Here is an 18950-nt window from a genome sequence, read left to right as displayed (position 1 = left end):
TGTTTTCTTTTTGAGTCGTTGCTCCTGCTCAGACCCCGGCGGCGCGGAGCAGCCGGTTCCGTCGGGGACCGCCCATCATGTCCACGGTCAGGATCACCAGCGCCAGCCAGATCAGTCCGAAACCTGCCCAGCGCTCCGGCGGCATGGTTTCCTTGAAGACCGCCAGAGCAATAATGAACTGCAGGGTGGGCGCCAGGTACTGCAGCATGCCCACAGTTGAGAGCGGAAGGCGCCGGGCGGCGGCGCCGAAAAAGATCAGCGGAACAGCCGTAATGATGCCGGAAGCGGCGAGCAGCCAGAAGTGAGCGGCGCCGTTGCTGAGGATGGTGGACGTTCCGCTAATCGAGAGCCAGATCAGGACGCCGACGGCGATTGGCGTCAGAGCGGCGGTCTCAATGGTCAGGCTGGAGATTGCATCAACCTTTCCACCCACGCCCTTCTTCACCAGCCCGTACAGGCCAAAGCTGAAGGCGAGGGCAAGCGCCACCCAGGGCACAGTGCCGTAGGCGAACGTCAGTACCAGCACGGCAACAAACCCCACCGCCATAGCCACCCACTGCAGCGGCCTGAGTTTTTCCTTGAGGATCACCACGCCCAGGAGCACGGAGACCAGAGGGTTGATGAAGTACCCCAGGGCGGCCTCCACCGCGTGTTCATTCAGGACGGCCCACGCATAAGTGAGCCAGTTAACGGCAATGAGTACGGCGGCTCCGCTCAGCGTGGCCACCAATCTCGGGTTCCTTGCGGCTGCGGCCGTGGCCTTCCACGAGCGCAGGGTGGTGAGCAGCGCAGCGCAGAACACCAGGGAGAAGACGATTCTGGAGGCAACAATCTCCACCGCTCCCGCCGGAACCAGCAGGACAAAGTACAGGGGCAGCAGTCCCCACAGCACATACGCACCGACCCCAAACAGGATGCCCGTGGAGTTTTCGCTGCGTCTGCCGGACGACGCCCCGGACGGCGGCGGCGACGCCTGCGCCGCCGGCTGCTGCGGGGCGGAACGGGCGGGCGCGGACGCGGGAGAGGTGGCGGAGGCGGACAAGGATGCGGAGCGCTCGGCGCCGGTTCCGTTCGAAGAAGACACGTGAGCCACAACATGCTGAGACCGCCGGGTATTCCCGCCGCAGCGCAGCCGGTGGCCAGGACTGCAAACGCGTCCCCCGCCCATCCGCGGGGACGTTCGCACCGAACCGTTTAGACGCCGTCGTACGCGGCATTTAGAATAGGAAACTGTGCGTTATTCCGCACAGGATTTCTCCCCGAGACGAAGGACTATCAGTGTCTAATTCAGCCGCGGACCGGTCGCAGCGCCCCATGCGAGTCGCCATCATCGGCGCTGGCCCCGCCGGTGTTTATGCCGCAGATATCCTCACCAAAGCTGAACGGGACTTCGAGGTCAGCATTGACCTCTTCGACAAATACCCCGCGCCCTACGGCCTGATCCGCTACGGCGTGGCTCCGGACCATCCCCGGATCAAGGGCATCGTCAACGCCCTGCACAAAGTCATGGATCGTGGTGACATCCGGTTCCTGGGAAACGTGCACTACGGCAAGGATCTGACCCTTACCGACTTCCGGCATTTCTACGACGCCATCATTTTCGCCACCGGCGCCATCAAGGACGCGGACATGAGCATCCCCGGCGTAGAGCTCGAGGGCTCCTTCGGCGGTGCCGACTTCGTGTCCTGGTATGACGGACATCCGGACGTGCCGCGGGAATGGCCGCTGGACGCCAAGGAAGTTGCCGTCATCGGCAACGGCAACGTGGCCCTGGACGTTGCCCGCATCCTGTCCAAGCACGCCGATGACCTGCTGACCACCGAGATTCCGGACAATGTCTATGAGGGCCTGAAAAAGTCCCCCGTCACGGACGTCCACATCTTCGGCCGCCGCGGTCCGGCACAGGTGAAGTTCACGCCGCTGGAACTGCGCGAACTCTCGCACTCCCGTGACGTTGACATTGTGCTCTACCCGGAGGACTTCGAGTTCGACGAAGGCTCGGACGAGCAGATCCGCACCAACAACCAGACCAAAACCATGGTCAACACGCTGACCAACTGGCTGGTTGAGGAACAGGACTCCGGTGCCTCCCGCCGCCTGCACCTGCACTTCCTGCACAGCCCGGTGGAGATCTACGAGGACCCCGCCAACCCCGGCAAGGTGGCCGGCATGAAGTTCGAACGCAATGAACTGGACGGAACGGGCAACGCCCGCGGCACCGGAGAAATCGTCGACTACCCGGTCCAGGCGGTCTACCGGGCGATCGGCTACTTCGGGTCCGAACTGCCGGAGGTGGGCTTTGACTCCCGGCGCGGCGTCATCCCGAACGAGGGCGGAAGGGTCATTGACGAAGCCGGCACCCCCGTTCCCGGCATCTACACCACCGGCTGGATCAAGCGCGGCCCCGTTGGCCTGATCGGACACACCAAGGGTGACGCGCTGGAAACCATCGGCTTCCTGCTGGAAGACCGGCTGAACCTGCCGGCCGCCGAGGAACCGGACGAGGAATCCATCATCAAGCTGCTCGAAGACCGCGGCGTGGAATACACCACGTGGGAGGGCTGGCTGAAGCTGGACGCCTACGAAAAGAGCCTCGGCGCGTCCTACGTCCATCCCGATCCCGCCACGGGCGAGCTGGTGCGCGAGCGCGTCAAGGTTGTGGACCGTGACGAGATGGTCCGGATCGCCCGCGGACAGTAACCCGCCGTCGGCACGCCCGGATAACACCGAAGCTTCGGCCCTTTCCCATGGAACGGACGGAAGCGGCATGAGTAGACTGTCCTGACACCCGCAGTTGCGGGTGCCAGGACAGTCTCCTTATCGGTGTGGATAGGTCGGGGCAGTGCACAACCAGGACTACGATGATCCGCCTCCGCGCACTGCGGACGCCCTGCAGCGCGATGCCTTCCGCGCTCACGAAAACCTTGGTTCTGCGGACGGTTTGACGCGCTGGCTCCGGCCCCCGGTCCGTGAATCCTGGCAGCGGTCCCTGCGCCACCACACAGACCCGGACGAGGCCGTTCCACAGCTGGTGTTTACCGGCTCCGAGCTGGGGGAGTACCGCACCTCGCATCCCCTGGCAGCCATCATGCCGGTCATCAGGCGGCTGCTGGTCCGCCCGGGCACCGATACCGGGCTCCTCGTGGCCGTGGGAGATGAACTGGGGCGGCTGCTGTGGGTGGAGGGCGACGACGACGCACGCCGGCTCGCGGAAGGAATGCTGTTTATCCCCGGCACGGACTGGTCGGAGCGTTCGATTGGAACCAGCGCCCCGGGAACCGCGCTTGCCTCGGGCCAGAGCGTTCAGATTTCCGGGGCTGAGCACTTCAGCCGCCAGGTCCATTCGTGGAGCTGCACCGCGGTGCCCGTCCACGATCCGGATACGGGGACCCTCATCGGCGTCGTGGACATCACCGGGAAAGACGAAGCCGTGGCAGCCCACACCCTGGCGCTGGTTGAAGCCACCGTGGCGGCAGCGGAGTCCCAGTTGAAGGTGGAGCGTCTGCAGGAGGCCGGCCGCCGCCGCAACCTGCGCCGCCGTCCGCGCCTGCCGGATGCCTCGCCGCGCTCAGCACACCGGACCCTCCTTCGGCAGGACAGCCTGCAGGTTCTGGGCCGTGATCCGGCAGTGGTCAACGTCGGCGGACATCCCGCGACGCTCAGCACCCGGCACGCTGAGCTGCTCACTCTCCTTGCCCTGCACCCGGGCGGGCTCACCGCCGATGAACTTTCCGTCATGGTCTATCCGGAGCGCACCTCCGTGAGCACCGTCCGTGCTGAAATGCTGCGGCTGCGGAATCTGCTGGGAAAGCACAGCCAAGGTGCGCCGGAGCCTGCCCTGGTACCGCAGTCCCGTCCGTACCGGCTTCCGCGCGGGGTGGTCATTGATGCCAAACAGGTGCTCGGATACCTGGAGAATGGCGCCTATCGGCTGGCGCTGGGACTGTACCGGGGGCCGGTCCTGCCGCGCTCGGATGCCCCGGCCATTACCGCTCTGCGCAGCGAGGTAAGCATGGTGCTGCGCGAGGCGATGCTCTCGGACGCCGGCCCGGATTCGCTGCTCGCGTACCTGGCGTTGCCGGAGGGCAGGGACGACGCCGAGGCCTGGTCCCGCGCCCTGCAGCTGCTTCCTGCGCGCTCCCCGCGGAAAGCCTCGATAGTGGCCGGCCTCCAGCGTATTGAGCGGGACCTGGGCTGACCCGGGACAGCGGCTACGGAGAACTTGCGCCGGGCCCCTCTTCCGGAGCCCGCACACCGGCCGGCTCACCGGCCTGCGGCCCGATAACCGGCTTGATGCGCAGGCTGGTGAGGAAGCCAATCAGCAGTGCGGCAGCGGCGATCCAGCCAGCCAGGGACGCCCCGTTGGTCATGGCTTCCCGAGCGGCGTCCGCGATGAAAGCGGTCTGCGGATCCGCTGCCAGTGCGGAGATGCTGCCGCCTGAGGTTGCATTGACGGAATCCACCACAGCACCCAACTGGGGGTTGCCGGCGACGGCGTCCGCCACCCGGTCCTCGGTGCCGGTGCGCAGGGTGGTGAAGAAGGCCGTTCCCAGCACGGCGATGCCCAGCGCGGATCCGGTCTGCCGCGCGGTGCTCTGGGTAGCCGAGCCCTGTCCGCTCTTGGCGATGGGAACTTCGGCAAGGACCACTGAGGTGAGTTGGGCGGTGGCCAGTCCCACGCCAATGCCGTAAACCAGCAGGATGGGCGAGGTCAGCCAGGCTGTGCTGTCGGGCCGGATCAGCAGGGCCAGGGCGGCAATGCTCAGGATTTCCAGGCCCAGTCCCATCCGGACCACCAGGATGGGGCTGAACCTCCGTGCCAGCGCCGCAACGCCTCCGCTGGCGAGGAAAGATCCCGCGGCCAGCGGCAGCAGGGCCAGGCCGGCTTGGAAAGCGGTAAAGCCCAGCACATTCTGGAACCACAGCGGCAGCGAAAGGATCAGCCCAAACTCGCCGAAGCTGACAATAAGCGCGGTGACGTTGCCGTTGGCGAAGGACGGGATCCGGAAAAGCGACAGATCCAGGATCACGCCCTTCCCCGCAGCCGTCCGCGAGCGCTGCAGCAGCACAAAACACGTCAGGGCCAATACAGCGAGCAGGAAAGCCAGGGGAACAGGGGAGAGGTTCCCCACCTGGAACGCAGCGTCCTCGGACGCATTCCACCAGCCGTAGGTGCGGCCTTCGATCAGGCCGAACACCAGTGCCCCGAAGCCGATAATCGACAGGGCGGCTCCGCCCAGGTCCAAGCGCTGTGCGGCGCCGACCACGGGTTCGGACGACTCCGCGACAAACAGCAGCAGACCGCCCACAATCAGCACGCCAACCGGGATGTTGATGCCAAAAGCCCAGCGCCAGCTGGCATTCTCGGTGAGCCACCCGCCCAGCAGCGGGCCAATGGCCGCCATGCCGCCGATCGTTGATCCCCAGACGGCAAAGGCGATGCCGCGTTCGCGTCCCTGGAAATTGGCGTTCAACAGGGCCAGGGTGGTCGGCAGGATCATCGATCCGCCCAACCCCTGGATGGCGCGCCCCAGGATCAGTACACCGCCGGACTCGGCGAGGGCGCACAGTATGCTCGCGGCAACAAACAGGACGACGCCGACCAGCATCACCCGCCGTCGTCCCACCCGGTCCGCGATCCGGCCCCAGGTGAGGAGCAGGGCAGCGAACAGCAGGGTGTAGATTTCCTGGACCCACTGGATCTGGGTGCTGGAGATGCCCAGATCACCAACGATTGAGGGCACGGCCACCGACACGATGGTGGCGTCCATGATAATCATGGCCACACCGAGGCTGATGGCCAGCAGGCCCCACCACCGGTAACGGATGTAACGGCTGGTGCCCGGTGCCCCGCCGTCGGTACTGCGTTCGATAGCCATGTGCCGTCCTTGTCAGGTCCGTCCGGGGGCAGGTCCGGAAAATTGCCCACGGCAACAATAATGCCGGTGCAGGCGCTGCACCATCCCTGGCGCTACGTAGATGCAACGTAGCCGGGTCTACGCTCATGCCACCGACGGAAAAGACACCGACGTCACAACTCCAGGAGCGCAACATGACTGTATATGCACAGCCCGGCACCGAGGGCTCCAAGCTTTCCTTCAAGCCCCGATACGAGAACTGGATTGGCGGCGAATGGGTGCCCCCGGTCAAGGGCGGGTACTTTGAAAACGTTTCTCCGGTCACCGGAAAGGTGTTCTGCGAAGTGGCCCGGGGTACGTCAGAGGACATTGACCTGGCCCTGGACGCGGCGCACAAGGCCGCTCCGTCATGGGGCAAGACTTCGGTGGCGGAGCGGGCACAGATCCTGAACCGCATCGCCGACCGCATCGAAGAAAACCTGGAGCTGCTGGCTGTTGCCGAGACCTGGGACAACGGCAAGCCCGTCCGTGAGACGCTGGCCGCGGATATGCCGCTGGCCGTTGACCACTTCCGCTATTTTGCCGGAGCCGTCCGCGCGCAGGAAGGCACGCTCTCCCAGATTGACGACAACACCACGGCTTACCACTTCCACGAACCGCTGGGTGTGGTGGGACAGATCATCCCGTGGAACTTCCCCATCCTCATGGCTGTCTGGAAACTGGCTCCGGCGCTTGCCGCGGGCAACGCCATCGTCCTGAAGCCGGCCGAGCAGACCCCGGCCTCGATCATGGTCCTCATGGAACTGCTCGCGGACATTCTGCCCGCCGGTGTGCTCAACGTGGTCAACGGCTTTGGCGTGGAGGCCGGCAAGCCGCTGGCATCCTCAAAGCGGATCCGCAAGATCGCCTTCACCGGTGAAACCACCACCGGCCGGCTGATCATGCAGTACGCGAGCCAGAACCTCATTCCGGTCACCCTCGAGCTGGGCGGCAAGAGCCCGAACATCTTCTTCGCCGACGTCGCCCAGGAGGATGACGCCTTCTACGACAAGGCACTGGAAGGGTTCAACATGTTTGCCCTGAACCAGGGTGAAGTGTGCACCTGCCCCTCACGGGCGCTGGTCCAGGACTCCATTTACGACTCTTTCATGTCCGATGCGCTGGCCCGCACCGCGCAGATGATCCAGGGCAATCCGCTGGACACCAACACCATGGTCGGTGCGCAGGCGTCCAACGACCAGTTGGAAAAGATCCTCTCCTACATGGACATTGCGCATCAGGAAGGCGCAAAAGTGCTCACCGGCGGGGAGCGTCTAATGCTCGACGGCGATCTCGCCGGCGGTTTTTACGTGAAGCCCACCGTGTTTGAAGGCACCAACAACATGCGCATCTTCCAGGAGGAGATCTTCGGCCCGGTGGTCTCGGTGACCCGCTTCTCCGACTACGGCGAAGCCCTGGCCATCGCCAACGACACCCTCTACGGCCTCGGAGCCGGCGTATGGTCCCGCAACGGCAACACCGCGTACCGCGCCGGCCGGGACATCCAGGCCGGCCGGGTATGGGTGAACAACTACCATGCCTATCCCGCACACGCGGCGTTTGGCGGTTACAAGTCCTCCGGCATCGGACGAGAGAACCACGCCATGATGCTGGACCACTACCAGCAGACCAAGAACCTGCTGGTCAGCTACGCCGAAAACAAGCAGGGCTTCTTCTAACCCCGGACGGTCGAACCTACGCTGAACTACACCCGCGCGGATCAAGGAGATGAGGACCGAATGGCAAACATGCAAGCAGCCGTAGTCAACGAGCTTGGACAGGAACTGTCAGTGGAAGAAGTGGCGGTCCCGGACCCGGGACCGGGACAGGTGCTGGTCAAGCTGGTCACCACCGGCGTCTGCCACACTGACCTTCACGCTGCCCAGGGTGACTGGCCGGTGAAACCCACTCCGCCCTTCATCCCCGGCCACGAGGGCGTCGGGGAGGTTGTTGCTGTGGGAGACGGCGTTACGGGATGTCGCCCTGGGGGACATGGTGGGCAACGCCTGGCTGTGGTCTGCCTGCGGTGTTTGTGAATTCTGCCGCACCGGGTGGGAAACGCTGTGCGAGCAGCAGCAGAACGGCGGCTACACAGTCGACGGATCCTTCGGTCAGTACATGCTGGTTGACGCCAAATTTGCCGCCCGCATCCCCAAGGGCGCGGACCCGGTGGAGATTGCGCCGATCCTGTGCGCCGGAGTGACCGTCTACAAGGGGCTGAAGGTCAGCGAAGCACGGCCCGGGCAATGGGTGGTGATCTCCGGCGTTGGCGGGCTGGGCCATATCGCGGTTCAATATGCCAAAGCCATGGGGCTGCGGGTTGCCGCAGTGGACATCGCTGACGACAAGCTGGAGCTCGCCACGTCATTCGGCGCCGAAGTGGTGGTCAATGCACGCACCGAGGATCCCGTCGAGGCAATCCAGTCCAAGATTGGCGGTGCCCATGCCGTGCTGGTTACAGCGGTCCATCCCTCGGCATTCGGACAGGCCATTGGCATGGCACGGCGCGGCGGCACCATTGTCTTCAACGGCCTTCCGCCGGGAGATTTTCCGGCACCCATCTTTGACATTGTGCTCAAGGGACTCACCATCCGCGGCTCGATTGTGGGCACCCGGCAGGACCTTGCCGAGGCGATCGACTTCTACGACCGCGGCCTCATCCATCCGAAGGTGAGCACCCGGAACCTTGAGGAGATCAACGCCGTGATGGAGGAGCTGGAGCAGGGCAAAGTCGACGGACGGGTGGTTGTCCAGTACTGATGGTTGCAAACCAGGAAGCAGGCTCCAACCGCGCCGCCATCGTGTCTGCAGGGGCGCTGGAGGCCGCCGTCACGCTGCCCGGGGAGAACTTTTCCCGGGTGGCGTTGACGCCTGCTGCGCACCAGCTCCTGCTGCAGCTGCGGGAACAGCACGGCCCGCTGATGTTCCATCAATCGGGCGGCTGCTGCGACGGCTCATCACCGATGTGCTATCCGGCCGGGGACTTCATCACCTCTGAAGCGGACGTGTTGCTGGGGACCTTTGAAGTGGCGCCCGGGGAACAACTGGACTTCTGGATGTCCCTGGAGCAGTTCGAGTACTGGAAGCACACTCACCTTACGGTCGACGTGGTCCCGGGCCGGGGGAGCGGCTTCTCTGTTGAAGCTCCGGAGGGCAAGCGGTTCCTCATCCGGTCCCGCCTGATGGGCAGCTAGGCACACCGGTAAGCGGAACCGGTCCGGACATAGTAAGGTTGCTGTTGATTCTTCCGCTTCCGGCGGTAGTGTGCGTATGAACACCCAGACGGTATTCGCAATGCCCCTCACGGGGGCAGGAATGAGGAGCACCATGGTTAAGAAGTTCGTATTTCTGGCCGGCGCAGGCGTTGGCTACCTGCTCGGTTCCAAGGCCGGCCGCGAAAAGCTGATGGAACTTTGGAAGGACCCCAAGGTCCAGGAAACTGTTTCCCACGGCACGGAGTGGGCAAAGGAGAAGGCACCCGGACTGCAGGAGAAGGTGTCCGAGGTTACTTCCACTGCCAAGGACAAGGTCTCGCATTCATCGGATTCCGGTAAGCCCGCCTCATCGGCAGGCTCGTCCGCTTCCAAGCCCGCTGAAGCGAGCGGAACCGGTTCCGCTTCCAATGGATCCTTCACCACGGGTGGTAACCACACCATGGCTCCGGCCGAAGTGCAGCCCGAGCCCAAGAAGCCGTAGCCAAACTACACGGATAATTCGAAGGGGCGTTCCGGAAACGGGGCGCCCCTTTGGCATGCCCGGGGCCGGCGCGGCAGGGTGCCGGACCTGCCCCGGGCGCACGGCGGGCTGCACCTGATTCGGCCTGCGGCGAATATGTCCGGATTGTTGCCCTTGGAGGCAGGGGAGTTGCCGTCCATCCGTTACGATCAAGGCCGGATCCGACAATGAGCTGAAAATAGGAGTGTGAGCCAAGGAAGATGGCGACAGATTACGACGCACCGCGCAAGACCGAGGACGACGGAGCATCCACCGCGTCCCTTGAAGAACTGCAGGCCCAGCGCAGTGTGACCCCGTCCGCCACCGCCGTAGACGTTGATGAAACGGAGGCCGCGGAGAGTTTTGAACTCCCCGGCGCTGACCTCTCCGGCGAGGAACTGCTGGTCCGCGTGGTTCCGGCGCAGGACGACGAATTCACCTGCGCCTCCTGCTTCCTGGTCCGCCACCGCTCCCAGGTGGCCCTGGAAAAGAACGGCATGAAGTACTGCTCTGACTGCGAAGGCTGACATCGTGCCCGTCCCGGTGGTTGGCCTTGTGCTGGCTGCCGGGGCGGGCACCCGTTTGGGTCTGGGCACCAAAGCACTGCTGTCCTTCCGGGGCAGACCGCTGATTGAACACATCCTCACGCAGCTTCGCAGCGGCGGCTGCACTGACATTACCGTGGTCCTTGGGGCCCAAGCCGACCGGGTGCTGGCCCATGCGCGGCTGGACCGGGCCGGAATAGTTACCAACCCGTCCTGGGAAACCGGACTGGGATCCTCCTTTAGCCGAGGCGTTAACGCCGTACTGGCGGACCACCCCGGCGCACAAGCGCTGCTGGTGGCACTCGGCGACCAGCCCGGGGTGAGCGCCGCCGTCGTCGGCCGGTTGATTGCAAGCCATCAACCCGGCCGTATCACCGCCGCCGGCTACCGGCAGCCCGGGTCAGCCGATCTTCGCCGCGGCCATCCGCTGGTCTTTGACCCGGTCCTGGCCGCCGCTGCGGCGAAGACGGCGGCTGGAGACGCCGGCGCCAGAGCGTACCTGCACGCCAATCCCGCACTGATCGACGTCGTCAACTGCTCTGATCTTTCTGATGGTTTGGACGTTGACACCCCGGCTGACCTGCCGCTTCTGGAGATCCCCGCGAACAATGAGTGGCAGTAACGCTTCCAAACCCGTTAGACTGATCCCTTCGTAGGGGAGTATCCACCTCGCCGTTATCCGTCAACACGCTGGGCACCGATGCCCCCGCCGGATGCAGCGGGCACCTGTTCAGGGTTGCCGGAGAGACCTATGGTTCTCTGACGACCCTACGAAAGCGGATTTCCATGACTGTTTCCCCCTTGATCTGGGGAGTGACGATTGCCGTCATTCTGGGCCTGCTGGCCTTCGATTATTTCTTCCACATCCGCAAGGCGCATATTCCCACGCTCAAGGAAGCCGCTGTCTGGTCTTCCATCTATGTGGGTCTGGCTCTCGTCTTCGGCGTCCTGGTCCTGGTCTTCGGCGGAGCCACCGCCGGCAGTGAGTATTTCGCCGGATACATCACTGAGAAGGCTCTCTCAGTGGACAACCTCTTTGTCTTCCTCATCATCATGGCCAGCTTCCGGGTGCCCCGCGAAGACCAGCAGAAGGTGCTGCTCTTCGGCATCGTCTTCGCCCTGATCGCGCGGACCGGGTTCATCTTCCTGGGCGCGGCGCTGATCAACTCCTTCTCGTGGATCTTCTACCTGTTCGGCCTGATCCTGCTGATCACGGCCGGCAATCTGCTCAAGCCCGAGAACAGCGAAAAGGATGAGGCAAACAACTTCATCATCCGCATCGCCAAACGTGTGCTGCCCACCACCGACCATTACGACGGCGACAAGCTCGTCACGGTGGAGAACGGCAAGAAGGTCCTCACCCCCATGCTGCTGGTCATGGTGGCCATCGGCGGAACCGATATTCTCTTCGCCCTGGACTCCATTCCGGCCATCTTCGGCCTGACCCAGAGCACGTTCATTGTCTTCACCGCCACCGCGTTCTCCCTGATGGGCCTGCGCCAGCTCTACTTCCTCATCGACGGACTGCTGGACCGCCTGATCTACCTTTCCTACGGTCTGGCCGCCATTCTCGCCTTCATCGGCGTGAAGCTGGTGCTGCATGCACTGCACGAAAACACGCTGTGGTTCATCAACAACGGCGAGCATGTGGAGGTCATCGAGATCGGCACGGGACTGTCCCTCGGTGTGATCATCGGGGTCCTGACGGTCACGATCATCGCGTCGCTGGTCAGCCCGGCCGGCAAGGCCCAAACGGCCGTGAACAATGCCCGCCGCCACGCCAACGCCTACCTGGACCTGTCCTACACGACGGATGAAGGCGAACGGGAACGTATCTACACCGCGCTCTGCGAGGAAGAACGGCAGATCGCCGGGATGGACCTCAAATACCGGAACAAGGTCAAGGACATCGAGGAGATCCGGGCAGAGGTAGCCCGGGCGCACGAGGCGCACGCGAAGTACATCAGCAAGTAACCGCATAGCAGGATCAAAGTCCGGACGGGGCGCAGGGCCCCGTCCGGACTTTTTTGTGCCTGGCCGCGGATTCAACGGGCACGGACGGGCGGGGCGCAAGCGCCGGCCTGCCCGTTTACCGCAACGTAACGAGGAAAGTACGCCGGTGGTAACAATGCGTTCCTAGGCTCAGGACTTATTCGCCTACGGAAAGCTTGATACCGATGAGCCTTACCTCCCGGCCAACACGACGTTTCACGCCAGCCCTTGCCGCTCTGGCCGCATCCAGCCTGCTTCTGGTCACCGCCTGCACGGGGTCCGAGGCGGAGGCCGGCACAGATGCCGGCGACTACGGCACCCTGGACATGAACCTGTCCTGGATCAAGAACGCGGAGTTCGCCGGAGAGTACTTCGCCGACGCGAACGGCTACTACGCCGAGGAGGGCTTCAGCGAGCTGAACCTGATTGCCGGCGGACCGGGCGGCACGTCCACGGAAACCATGCTCCTATCCGGCGGGGCCCTGGTGGGCACCTCGAGCCCCATGGGTGTTGCACCGGTCATTGTGGAGGAAGACGCGCCGCTGAAAATCATCGGCACCACGTACCAGAAGAATCCGTTTGTCATCATTTCTTTGGACGGCAACCCGATAACCGCCCCGGAAGACCTGCTAGGCCAGCGGATAGGCGTGCAGGCCGGGGTCAACGAGACCCTGTTCGACGCTCTGCTGGAAGTCAACGGCATCGATGCCGGGACGGTCGAGAAGGTGCCGGTCCAATATGATCCCCAGCCTCTCGTCAACGGCGATGTGGACGGCTTCTTCGGTTACCTGACCAACGAGGTGCTGACCCTGGAACTGGCCGGCCACGCGACGGCAGTGCTGCCCTTCGCGGACAACGGACTGCCCTTTGTTGCGGAGAGCTTTGTCACCACGGATGAGAGCATCGCGGACCGCCGCGAAGAGCTCAAGGATTTCCTGCGTGCCACACTGCGCGGCTGGAAGGACGCCGTGGCGGATGCGGAGGAATCGGCACGTCTGGCTGTGGAAGTCTACGGTGCCGACCTGAACCTGGACATGGCCAAGGAGAAGATGCAGGCCGAAGAGCAGAACACCAAGCTGGTGGTTACCGAGGAGACCGAAACCAATGGTCTCTTCACCATCTCTGATTCCCTGATCGAAGAGAACCTCTCGATCCTGAAGCTGGCCGGCTATGACCTCGCTGCCGAAGACGTCTTTGACATGAGCCTGCTGGCGGAGGTTTACGAAGAAAATCCGGAGCTGAAGTAATTGCGCCGGGACTTCGTGGCTGCCGCAGTGCCGCCCGCAGGCACATTGGTGCAACCGGAATCCGCGGGGTCCCGGTCAGGAACGGGAATCCGGCTCGCAGACCTGGGCAAGACCTTCATCTCCGGCCGGCAGAAGGTCACGGCTTTGGAAGCTGCCAATCTCATGACCGAACGGGGCTCGTTCCTCTCTCTGCTCGGACCATCGGGCTGCGGCAAATCCACCGTGCTCCGGATCCTGGCCGGGCTGGAAACCCCCACCACCGGTGAAGTGCTGGTGGACGGAAAATCCCCGCAGGATCTTCGCCGCGGACACGAACTGGGCATCGCCTTCCAGGATTCGGCCCTGTTGCCGTGGCGCAGCGTCTACACCAACATCCGGCTGCCGCTCGAAGTCTCGGGGCTGCCCGCTGATGACGCGTATATCCGTGAACTGATCAGCCTCGTGGGGCTGAACGGGTTTGAGAAGGCCCGCCCGGCACAGCTTTCCGGCGGAATGCGCCAGCGCGTCTCGATTGCGCGGGCCCTGGTCCTGAAACCTTCCGTCCTGCTCCTGGATGAACCCTTCGGAGCACTGGATGACATGACCCGCCAGCGGCTGAACCTGGAACTGCTGCGAATCTGGACCGAGAAACCTGCCACCACGCTGATGGTCACCCACGGTATCTCCGAAGCCATTTTCCTCTCTGACACCGTTGCGGTCATGAGCCCGCGGCCGGGACGGATCAAGGAAGTCATCACCGTGGACCTGCCGCGGCCGCGCACTCCGGACATGATGCGCACCCCTGAATTCCACGCCCTGCATGACCATGCTTCAGAACTGCTGTTCAGCGGTCCGGCGTCCGGGGAGACCCCGTGAGACGCCTACAGCTTCCGCATTGGGCCGTGGGCCTGTCCGGGGCGGGCGCTGCACTGGCGCTGTGGTGGATCGGCGCCGCCACATTCCTGCGCGGTGTCGGGGCCCCGGCCGGGGGCGGCACAGGAGCCATACCCACACCCTGGCAGGTGTTGAGCCAAATGGGAGCTGACGGATGGGGGTTTTACTGGCGGAACGCCGCAGTGACCCTGCTCGAAGCCGGTGCCGGCTACGCGTGGGGCAACGCCCTGGCTTTGCTGTTGGCGTTCCTGGTGCTGCTGGTTCCGCCGCTGGAACGCCTGGCAACGCAGCTGGCCGTCATTAGTTACTGCCTGCCGGTGGTGGCCGTCGGCCCGGTGATCTTCATCGTCGTGGGACCTCCGCGCTCCGGTGATCCCTCAGGCACCGCCGTCGCACTGGCTGCCCTGTCCGTCTTCTTCACCACTATGGTCAGTGCCCTCGCCGGGTTGAAGGCGGCCGACCGGTCCTGCCTGGATATTGTGGCGGTGTTCGGCGGCCGCAGGATCCACCAACTCATGAAAGTCCGCATCATTGCGGCCCTCCCGGCGGTCTTGGCGGCCTTTAAAATCGCGGCCCCGGCCGCGTTGCTGGGCGCCATCCTGGGCGAGTATGTCGGGGGAGTGGACCGCGGGCTGGGACCGGCAATGGTCAACGCCCAACAAACCCTGGAAGTAGCCCGGGTCTGGGGAATTGCCTTTGCCTGTGCCGCCCTGGCCGGGGGAGCGTACGCCGTGCTGGGACTCCTCTCCCGGTTCGCTGCACCTTGGGCTTCCGGCGTCCGGGCCGGAGGGTCCTGATGCGCGGGGTGCTCCGGTCTACGGGGAAGATGCTGTTCGGTCTTGTCCTGTCCCTAGCCGTTGTCGGGGCGCTGTGGGTTGGGCTGCTGCGCGTTTTCGAGGTTTCGGCCTACATCGGCAAGGGTCCCTGGGACGTTTACAGCTATTTGCTCCGTGATCCGGATTCAGCGGAAAACCGGGCCCTCATCATGGGGCAGCTGGGCCAGACCCTGCTGGACGCCGGAATGGGGTTCGCCGCGGGAATGCTCGCCGCCGCCGTCGTGGCCTGCCTTTTCACGGTCTTCCGAGGAGTGGAACAAGCCCTGATGCCCCTGGCCATGCTTCTTCGGTCGGTGCCGCTGGTGGCGCTGGCTCCCATGATCATCCTGATTTTTGGCCGGCAGGAAGCCGCAGTGGCTGCCATGGGCGGCATCGTGGTGCTCTTCCCTGCACTGGTCACGATGGTGTTCGGACTTCGATCTGCCTCGCCGGCCATGCTGGAGGTTGTCCAGGTCTACGGCGGCAGCCGGCTGGACGCCTTCCGGAAGGTGGCACTGCCCTCCGCTGCGCCGGCTTTTTTCACGGCTCTGCGGGTGTCGATTCCGGGAGCACTGACGGGAGCGCTGCTGGCCGAATGGCTGGCAACCGGCCAGGGGATAGGCTACGGGATCGTATCAGCCGTTTCCCGTGCCCGGTATGACCAGGTCTGGGCCGGCGTCGTCGTCGTGACCCTTGCGTCGATCGTGCTTTACGCGCTGGTATCAGCGGTGGAGGCGGCGCTGCAGCGCCGAACCGGAACCTGATGCGGGAGCTGCTGATTCCGGGTTCCGCCGGATCATCTGATCCATCACGACGCCGGCGAGCAGCGAGCCCAATCCGCCGGCTACCAGGTCACCCATGGTGTCCTGGTAGCCCACGTTGATGGCGGCGTCCACAAAGGAGTTGCCCCACCACTCGCCCAGTTCCCACAACACGCTCACGGCCAGCCCCAGGGCGAAAACCAGCACCGGCACGGCCAGCCGGGCTGCGGCAGGTGCGGGGCGACGCTCGGGAACGGAAATCACACCGAGGCGGGACAGCAGGAAGTACGTCATGCCGGCTATGACGCCGGTGGCGGCGAAGTGCACCGGAAGGTCCCACCAGCCCACCCGCGCGTACACGTCCAGGACGCTGCTCCATGCCGCGGCCAGCAGCGTCAGCCCGTAGAGCCCGTCAAAAAGCCGGGAGATGTTCAGGGAACGTGAGACCAGCGTTCCCCCCAGAACGAGGAAAAACAGGGCCACGTCCACCGGGCCGTACCAGAGGAGAGCTGCAGCGAGGCTGAACAGGACGGCCAGGCGCACCCCGTCAGCGAAGAACTCTCCGGAACCCGCGGGACGGCGGAGGAGGGCGTCAATCATGAATTCACGGTAGCGCAGCGTGCAGCCCGGCGGCAGACGAGCAGCATCCGGGAGGTCCGCCGTGTCCCAGACGGATGCCGGTCCCGGTAGACTTCCCCCATGTCTGCCGCCCTGCCCTCAGTCAGCGTGGTGATCCCCTGTTTGAATGACGCGGCCGCCCTCCAGGGGTGCTTGGCCTCCCTCGCCGGACAATCGGTGCCGCCGCTTGAAATCGTGGTGGTGGACAACAACAGCACTGATGCCAGCGCCGCCGTCGCACGCCGGTTTGGTGCCCGCGTGGTGTTTGAGGGGGAACGCGGAATTCCGGCCGCAGCTGCCGCCGGCTACGACGCCGCGACAGGAGACATCATTGCGCGGTGCGACGCCGACTGCGTGCTGCCGCCGGACTGGATTCAGCAGATAGCACAATCCTTCCGCGCCGATCCCGCCCTCGCGGCGCTCTCCGGGCCCGGTTCCTTCTACGGATTCCGCAGGCCGGTTGGCGCTGTGCTCAGTGTGTTGTACCTCGGGTCCTATTACCTGGCCATGGGTCTTGCCATGGGGCATCTGCCGCTCTTCGGCTCCAACCTCGCCCTGCGCCGTTCAGCGTGGTGTGAGATCCGTTCCGAGGTGCACCGCAGCGATCCGGAAATGCACGACGACGTCTGCCTCAGTCTGCATATGGGCCAGCGCTACCGGTGCCGCTTTGAACGAACCTTAGTGGTGGGCATGGCCCCGCGGGCGCTGATCGGAACCGCGAACGTCATCCGCCGTTTCCGCCGGGCCTTTCACACCCTGTGGGCACACTGGCCCGCTGAAGCGCCGTGGGTTCGCTGGCCCCGCCGGCTCTCCTTTGCGGCCTATGCCGGCACGGAGGAACCGCGGCCCGCGAATACCTCCGGATAGAGCAGGGGCAACTGCAGCACCAGCCAGGGGCTGAAGGCCCATGGGGTCAGGCGCACGGCCTCGGCCAGCGCGAGCGGATCCGCCCACTTCCAGTCCATGACTTCGTCCGCAGCAGGCACGGGATCTGCGTCCGTGACCGCCGTGTAGACAGGACAGATCTCGTGCTCCACGATTCCTGAGGCATCCACCGCGCGGTAGCGGAAATCCGGCAGCCGAAGGTCAAGCTGGTCCCGGACCAGTGTCAGGCCCAGCTCCCTGTCCGCCCGGCGGATGGCGGCGTCTTCTGTGGCTTCGCCGGGACCGGGATGCCCGCAGAAGGAATTGGTCCACACTCCCGGCCACGTCAGCTTGCTTAAGGCCCGCCGGGTTACGAGCATTTGTCCGGCGCGGTTAAACACATGAGTGGAAAACGCCAAATGCAGGGGCGTATTAGTTGTGTGGACCGTTGATTTTTCCTGCGTTCCGACGGGCGTGCCATCCGAATCCACGAGAACTACGAGTTCCCCGCGTTGCGACATTTCTCCTCCGTATACTCACCGTGTTTACTGGACCTATGGAGACCGAACCACTGCTTGACCCAGCCGTCGGATACGAGCAGGTGGAAGGTGTCCTGCGTGAATTCTTTTCCCAGGCAAAGCTTCGTGCAGCCAAACTTAGTCCCAGCTACCTTAGCCTGTGGGACACATTGGAGAAATCCACGGTGGGCGGCAAACGCGTCCGCCCTGGAATCCTGATGACTGCTTATCATCATCTGGGCGGGACGAACACGGAAGCGGCGGCCCGGGTGGGTGCGGCCTTTGAGCTGCTGCACACGGCGCTGATCATCCACGATGACGTCATCGACCTGGATTTCATGCGGCGCGGACACGAGAATGTTTCGGGCACCTACCGGGCCCTGGCACAGACAGCCGGGCAGACACCGGAATCCGCTCGGCACCGGGGCATGTCAGCGGGAATCATCGCCGGAGACCTGGCACTGATCGGGGCGTTCCGGATGCTGGACACCGTTGACACCGACCAGCAGACCCGGCTTCGACTCGCGGCGATCCTGGATGACGCAGTCTTTGCCTCCGCCGCAGGCGAGCTGATCGACGTGGACTTTTCCTTTTCCCCCGGTGCACCGCAGATCCCCGAGATCCTCGACATGGAGCGCCTGAAGACAGCTGTCTACTCCTTCGAAGCACCTTTGCAGGCTGGTGCGGTGCTGGCCGGAGCAGACGACGACGCCGTCGCAACGCTGGGCGACTTTGGCCGGGACACTGGAATTGCCTATCAGCTCGTCGATGATCTGCTCGGTGTTTTCGGCAAGGAGAGCGCCACCGGGAAGTCGAACCTGAGCGATCTGCGGGAGGGAAAGCGGACGGTTCTCATTGCGCACGCCGCCCAGGGTGAGTCGTGGGAAGAACTGTCCCATCTCATCGGCTGCCCGGATCTTACCGCCGAGGAAGCGGACCGCGCACGGGAACTGCTGATCAGTTCCGGGGCCCGTGACTACGCCCGGACCCTGGCGGAGGAATACGCGGACCGCGCCCGGTCCCACCTGGACTGCCCGTCCATCCCGGGGCCGCTGCGCCAGGTGCTCGAACGCATCGTGGCCGGCGCCGTAAACCGGGGACGGTAG

At 64.4% G+C, this 18950-nt stretch carries 18 protein-coding genes and 1 pseudogene; 15 read left to right on the top strand and 4 right to left on the bottom strand.

Going from position 1 to position 18950, the window contains the following annotated elements; genetic code table 11:
• Window positions 1-28 precede the first annotated feature (28 nt).
• Complete coding sequence (gene rarD, locus CXR00_RS02615) at window positions 29-916, bottom strand: EamA family transporter RarD (RefSeq protein WP_258059924.1); 888 nt, start codon at window positions 914-916, stop codon at window positions 29-31.
• A 362-nt stretch (window positions 917-1278) separates the two neighbouring features.
• On the opposite strand from rarD, the gene CXR00_RS02610 reads away from it, so the two are divergent.
• Window positions 1279-2700, top strand: a complete 1422-nt coding sequence (locus tag CXR00_RS02610; RefSeq protein ID WP_104052905.1) for an FAD-dependent oxidoreductase — start codon at window positions 1279-1281, stop codon at window positions 2698-2700.
• A 142-nt stretch (window positions 2701-2842) separates the two neighbouring features.
• Complete coding sequence (locus tag CXR00_RS02605; protein WP_104052904.1) at window positions 2843-4198, top strand: GAF domain-containing protein; 1356 nt, start codon at window positions 2843-2845, stop codon at window positions 4196-4198.
• Between the two features lie 13 nt (window positions 4199-4211).
• Here the strand turns inward: CXR00_RS02605 and CXR00_RS02600 are convergent, their stop codons facing one another.
• Entirely contained in the window at window positions 4212-5879 is a 1668-nt protein-coding gene (locus CXR00_RS02600) for a DHA2 family efflux MFS transporter permease subunit (protein WP_104052903.1), read from the bottom strand.
• 173 nt (window positions 5880-6052) lie between these two features.
• On the opposite strand from CXR00_RS02600, the gene CXR00_RS02595 reads away from it, so the two are divergent.
• The 11 genes and pseudogenes from CXR00_RS02595 (at window position 6053) to CXR00_RS02545 (ending at window position 15847) form a co-directional block, all read left to right on the top strand.
• A complete protein-coding gene (locus tag CXR00_RS02595; protein ID WP_104052902.1) occupies window positions 6053-7576 on the top strand; it encodes an aldehyde dehydrogenase family protein in 1524 nt (507 codons plus the stop codon).
• Window positions 7577-7636: 60 nt separating this feature from the next.
• Window positions 7637-8657: pseudogene (gene adhP, locus CXR00_RS02590) on the top strand (alcohol dehydrogenase AdhP).
• Complete coding sequence (locus tag CXR00_RS02585) at window positions 8657-9091, top strand: DUF779 domain-containing protein (protein ID WP_258060253.1); 435 nt, start codon at window positions 8657-8659, stop codon at window positions 9089-9091. The pseudogene adhP and the gene CXR00_RS02585 overlap by 1 nt, the downstream one beginning before the upstream one ends.
• Window positions 9092-9224: 133 nt before the next feature.
• Entirely contained in the window at window positions 9225-9593 is a 369-nt protein-coding gene (locus CXR00_RS02580; RefSeq protein ID WP_104052901.1) for a YtxH domain-containing protein, read from the top strand.
• 239 nt (window positions 9594-9832) lie between these two features.
• A complete protein-coding gene (locus CXR00_RS02575; protein ID WP_104052900.1) occupies window positions 9833-10138 on the top strand; it encodes a DUF4193 domain-containing protein in 306 nt (101 codons plus the stop codon).
• A 4-nt stretch (window positions 10139-10142) separates the two neighbouring features.
• Window positions 10143-10778, top strand: a complete 636-nt coding sequence (locus CXR00_RS02570) for an NTP transferase domain-containing protein (protein WP_258060252.1) — start codon at window positions 10143-10145, stop codon at window positions 10776-10778.
• 164 nt (window positions 10779-10942) lie between these two features.
• On the top strand, window positions 10943-12130 hold the full coding sequence (locus CXR00_RS02565; protein WP_104052898.1) for a TerC family protein: 1188 nt from the start codon (window positions 10943-10945) through the stop codon (window positions 12128-12130).
• A 203-nt stretch (window positions 12131-12333) separates the two neighbouring features.
• A complete protein-coding gene (locus CXR00_RS02560; RefSeq protein ID WP_104052897.1) occupies window positions 12334-13395 on the top strand; it encodes an ABC transporter substrate-binding protein in 1062 nt (353 codons plus the stop codon).
• 48 nt (window positions 13396-13443) lie between these two features.
• The gene (locus CXR00_RS02555) at window positions 13444-14250 is read left to right on the top strand and encodes an ABC transporter ATP-binding protein (RefSeq protein ID WP_104053690.1); all 807 of its coding nucleotides are present in this window, start codon (window positions 13444-13446) and stop codon (window positions 14248-14250) included.
• Window positions 14247-15065, top strand: coding sequence for an ABC transporter permease (locus CXR00_RS02550; RefSeq protein WP_104052896.1), 819 nt, complete (start codon window positions 14247-14249; stop codon window positions 15063-15065). The genes CXR00_RS02555 and CXR00_RS02550 overlap by 4 nt, the downstream gene beginning before the upstream one ends.
• Window positions 15065-15847, top strand: coding sequence for an ABC transporter permease (locus CXR00_RS02545; protein ID WP_104052895.1), 783 nt, complete (start codon window positions 15065-15067; stop codon window positions 15845-15847). Before CXR00_RS02550 ends, CXR00_RS02545 begins: the two co-directional genes overlap by 1 nt.
• On the opposite strand, the gene CXR00_RS02540 is transcribed toward CXR00_RS02545, so the two are convergent.
• Entirely contained in the window at window positions 15806-16444 is a 639-nt protein-coding gene (locus tag CXR00_RS02540; RefSeq protein ID WP_104052894.1) for a hypothetical protein, read from the bottom strand. The two genes, CXR00_RS02545 and CXR00_RS02540, sit on opposite strands and share 42 nt — an antisense overlap.
• A 99-nt stretch (window positions 16445-16543) precedes the next feature.
• Between CXR00_RS02540 and CXR00_RS02535 the strand changes: the two genes are divergently transcribed.
• Window positions 16544-17329, top strand: coding sequence for a glycosyltransferase family 2 protein (locus CXR00_RS02535; RefSeq protein WP_104052893.1), 786 nt, complete (start codon window positions 16544-16546; stop codon window positions 17327-17329).
• Here CXR00_RS02535 and idi read toward each other — a convergent pair.
• Entirely contained in the window at window positions 17284-17847 is a 564-nt protein-coding gene (gene idi / locus CXR00_RS02530) for an isopentenyl-diphosphate Delta-isomerase (RefSeq protein WP_104052892.1), read from the bottom strand. The genes CXR00_RS02535 and idi overlap by 46 nt on opposite strands.
• A 35-nt stretch (window positions 17848-17882) precedes the next feature.
• On the opposite strand from idi, the gene CXR00_RS02525 reads away from it, so the two are divergent.
• Entirely contained in the window at window positions 17883-18950 is a 1068-nt protein-coding gene (locus CXR00_RS02525; RefSeq protein ID WP_237685635.1) for a polyprenyl synthetase family protein, read from the top strand.

Source organism: Arthrobacter sp. 9E16 (assembly GCF_002929435.1).
GTDB lineage: Bacteria > Actinomycetota > Actinomycetes > Actinomycetales > Micrococcaceae > Arthrobacter_B > Arthrobacter_B sunyaminii.
The sequence above is the reverse complement of the archived record's forward strand: the minus strand, read 5'-3'. Positions and strand labels throughout refer to the sequence as shown.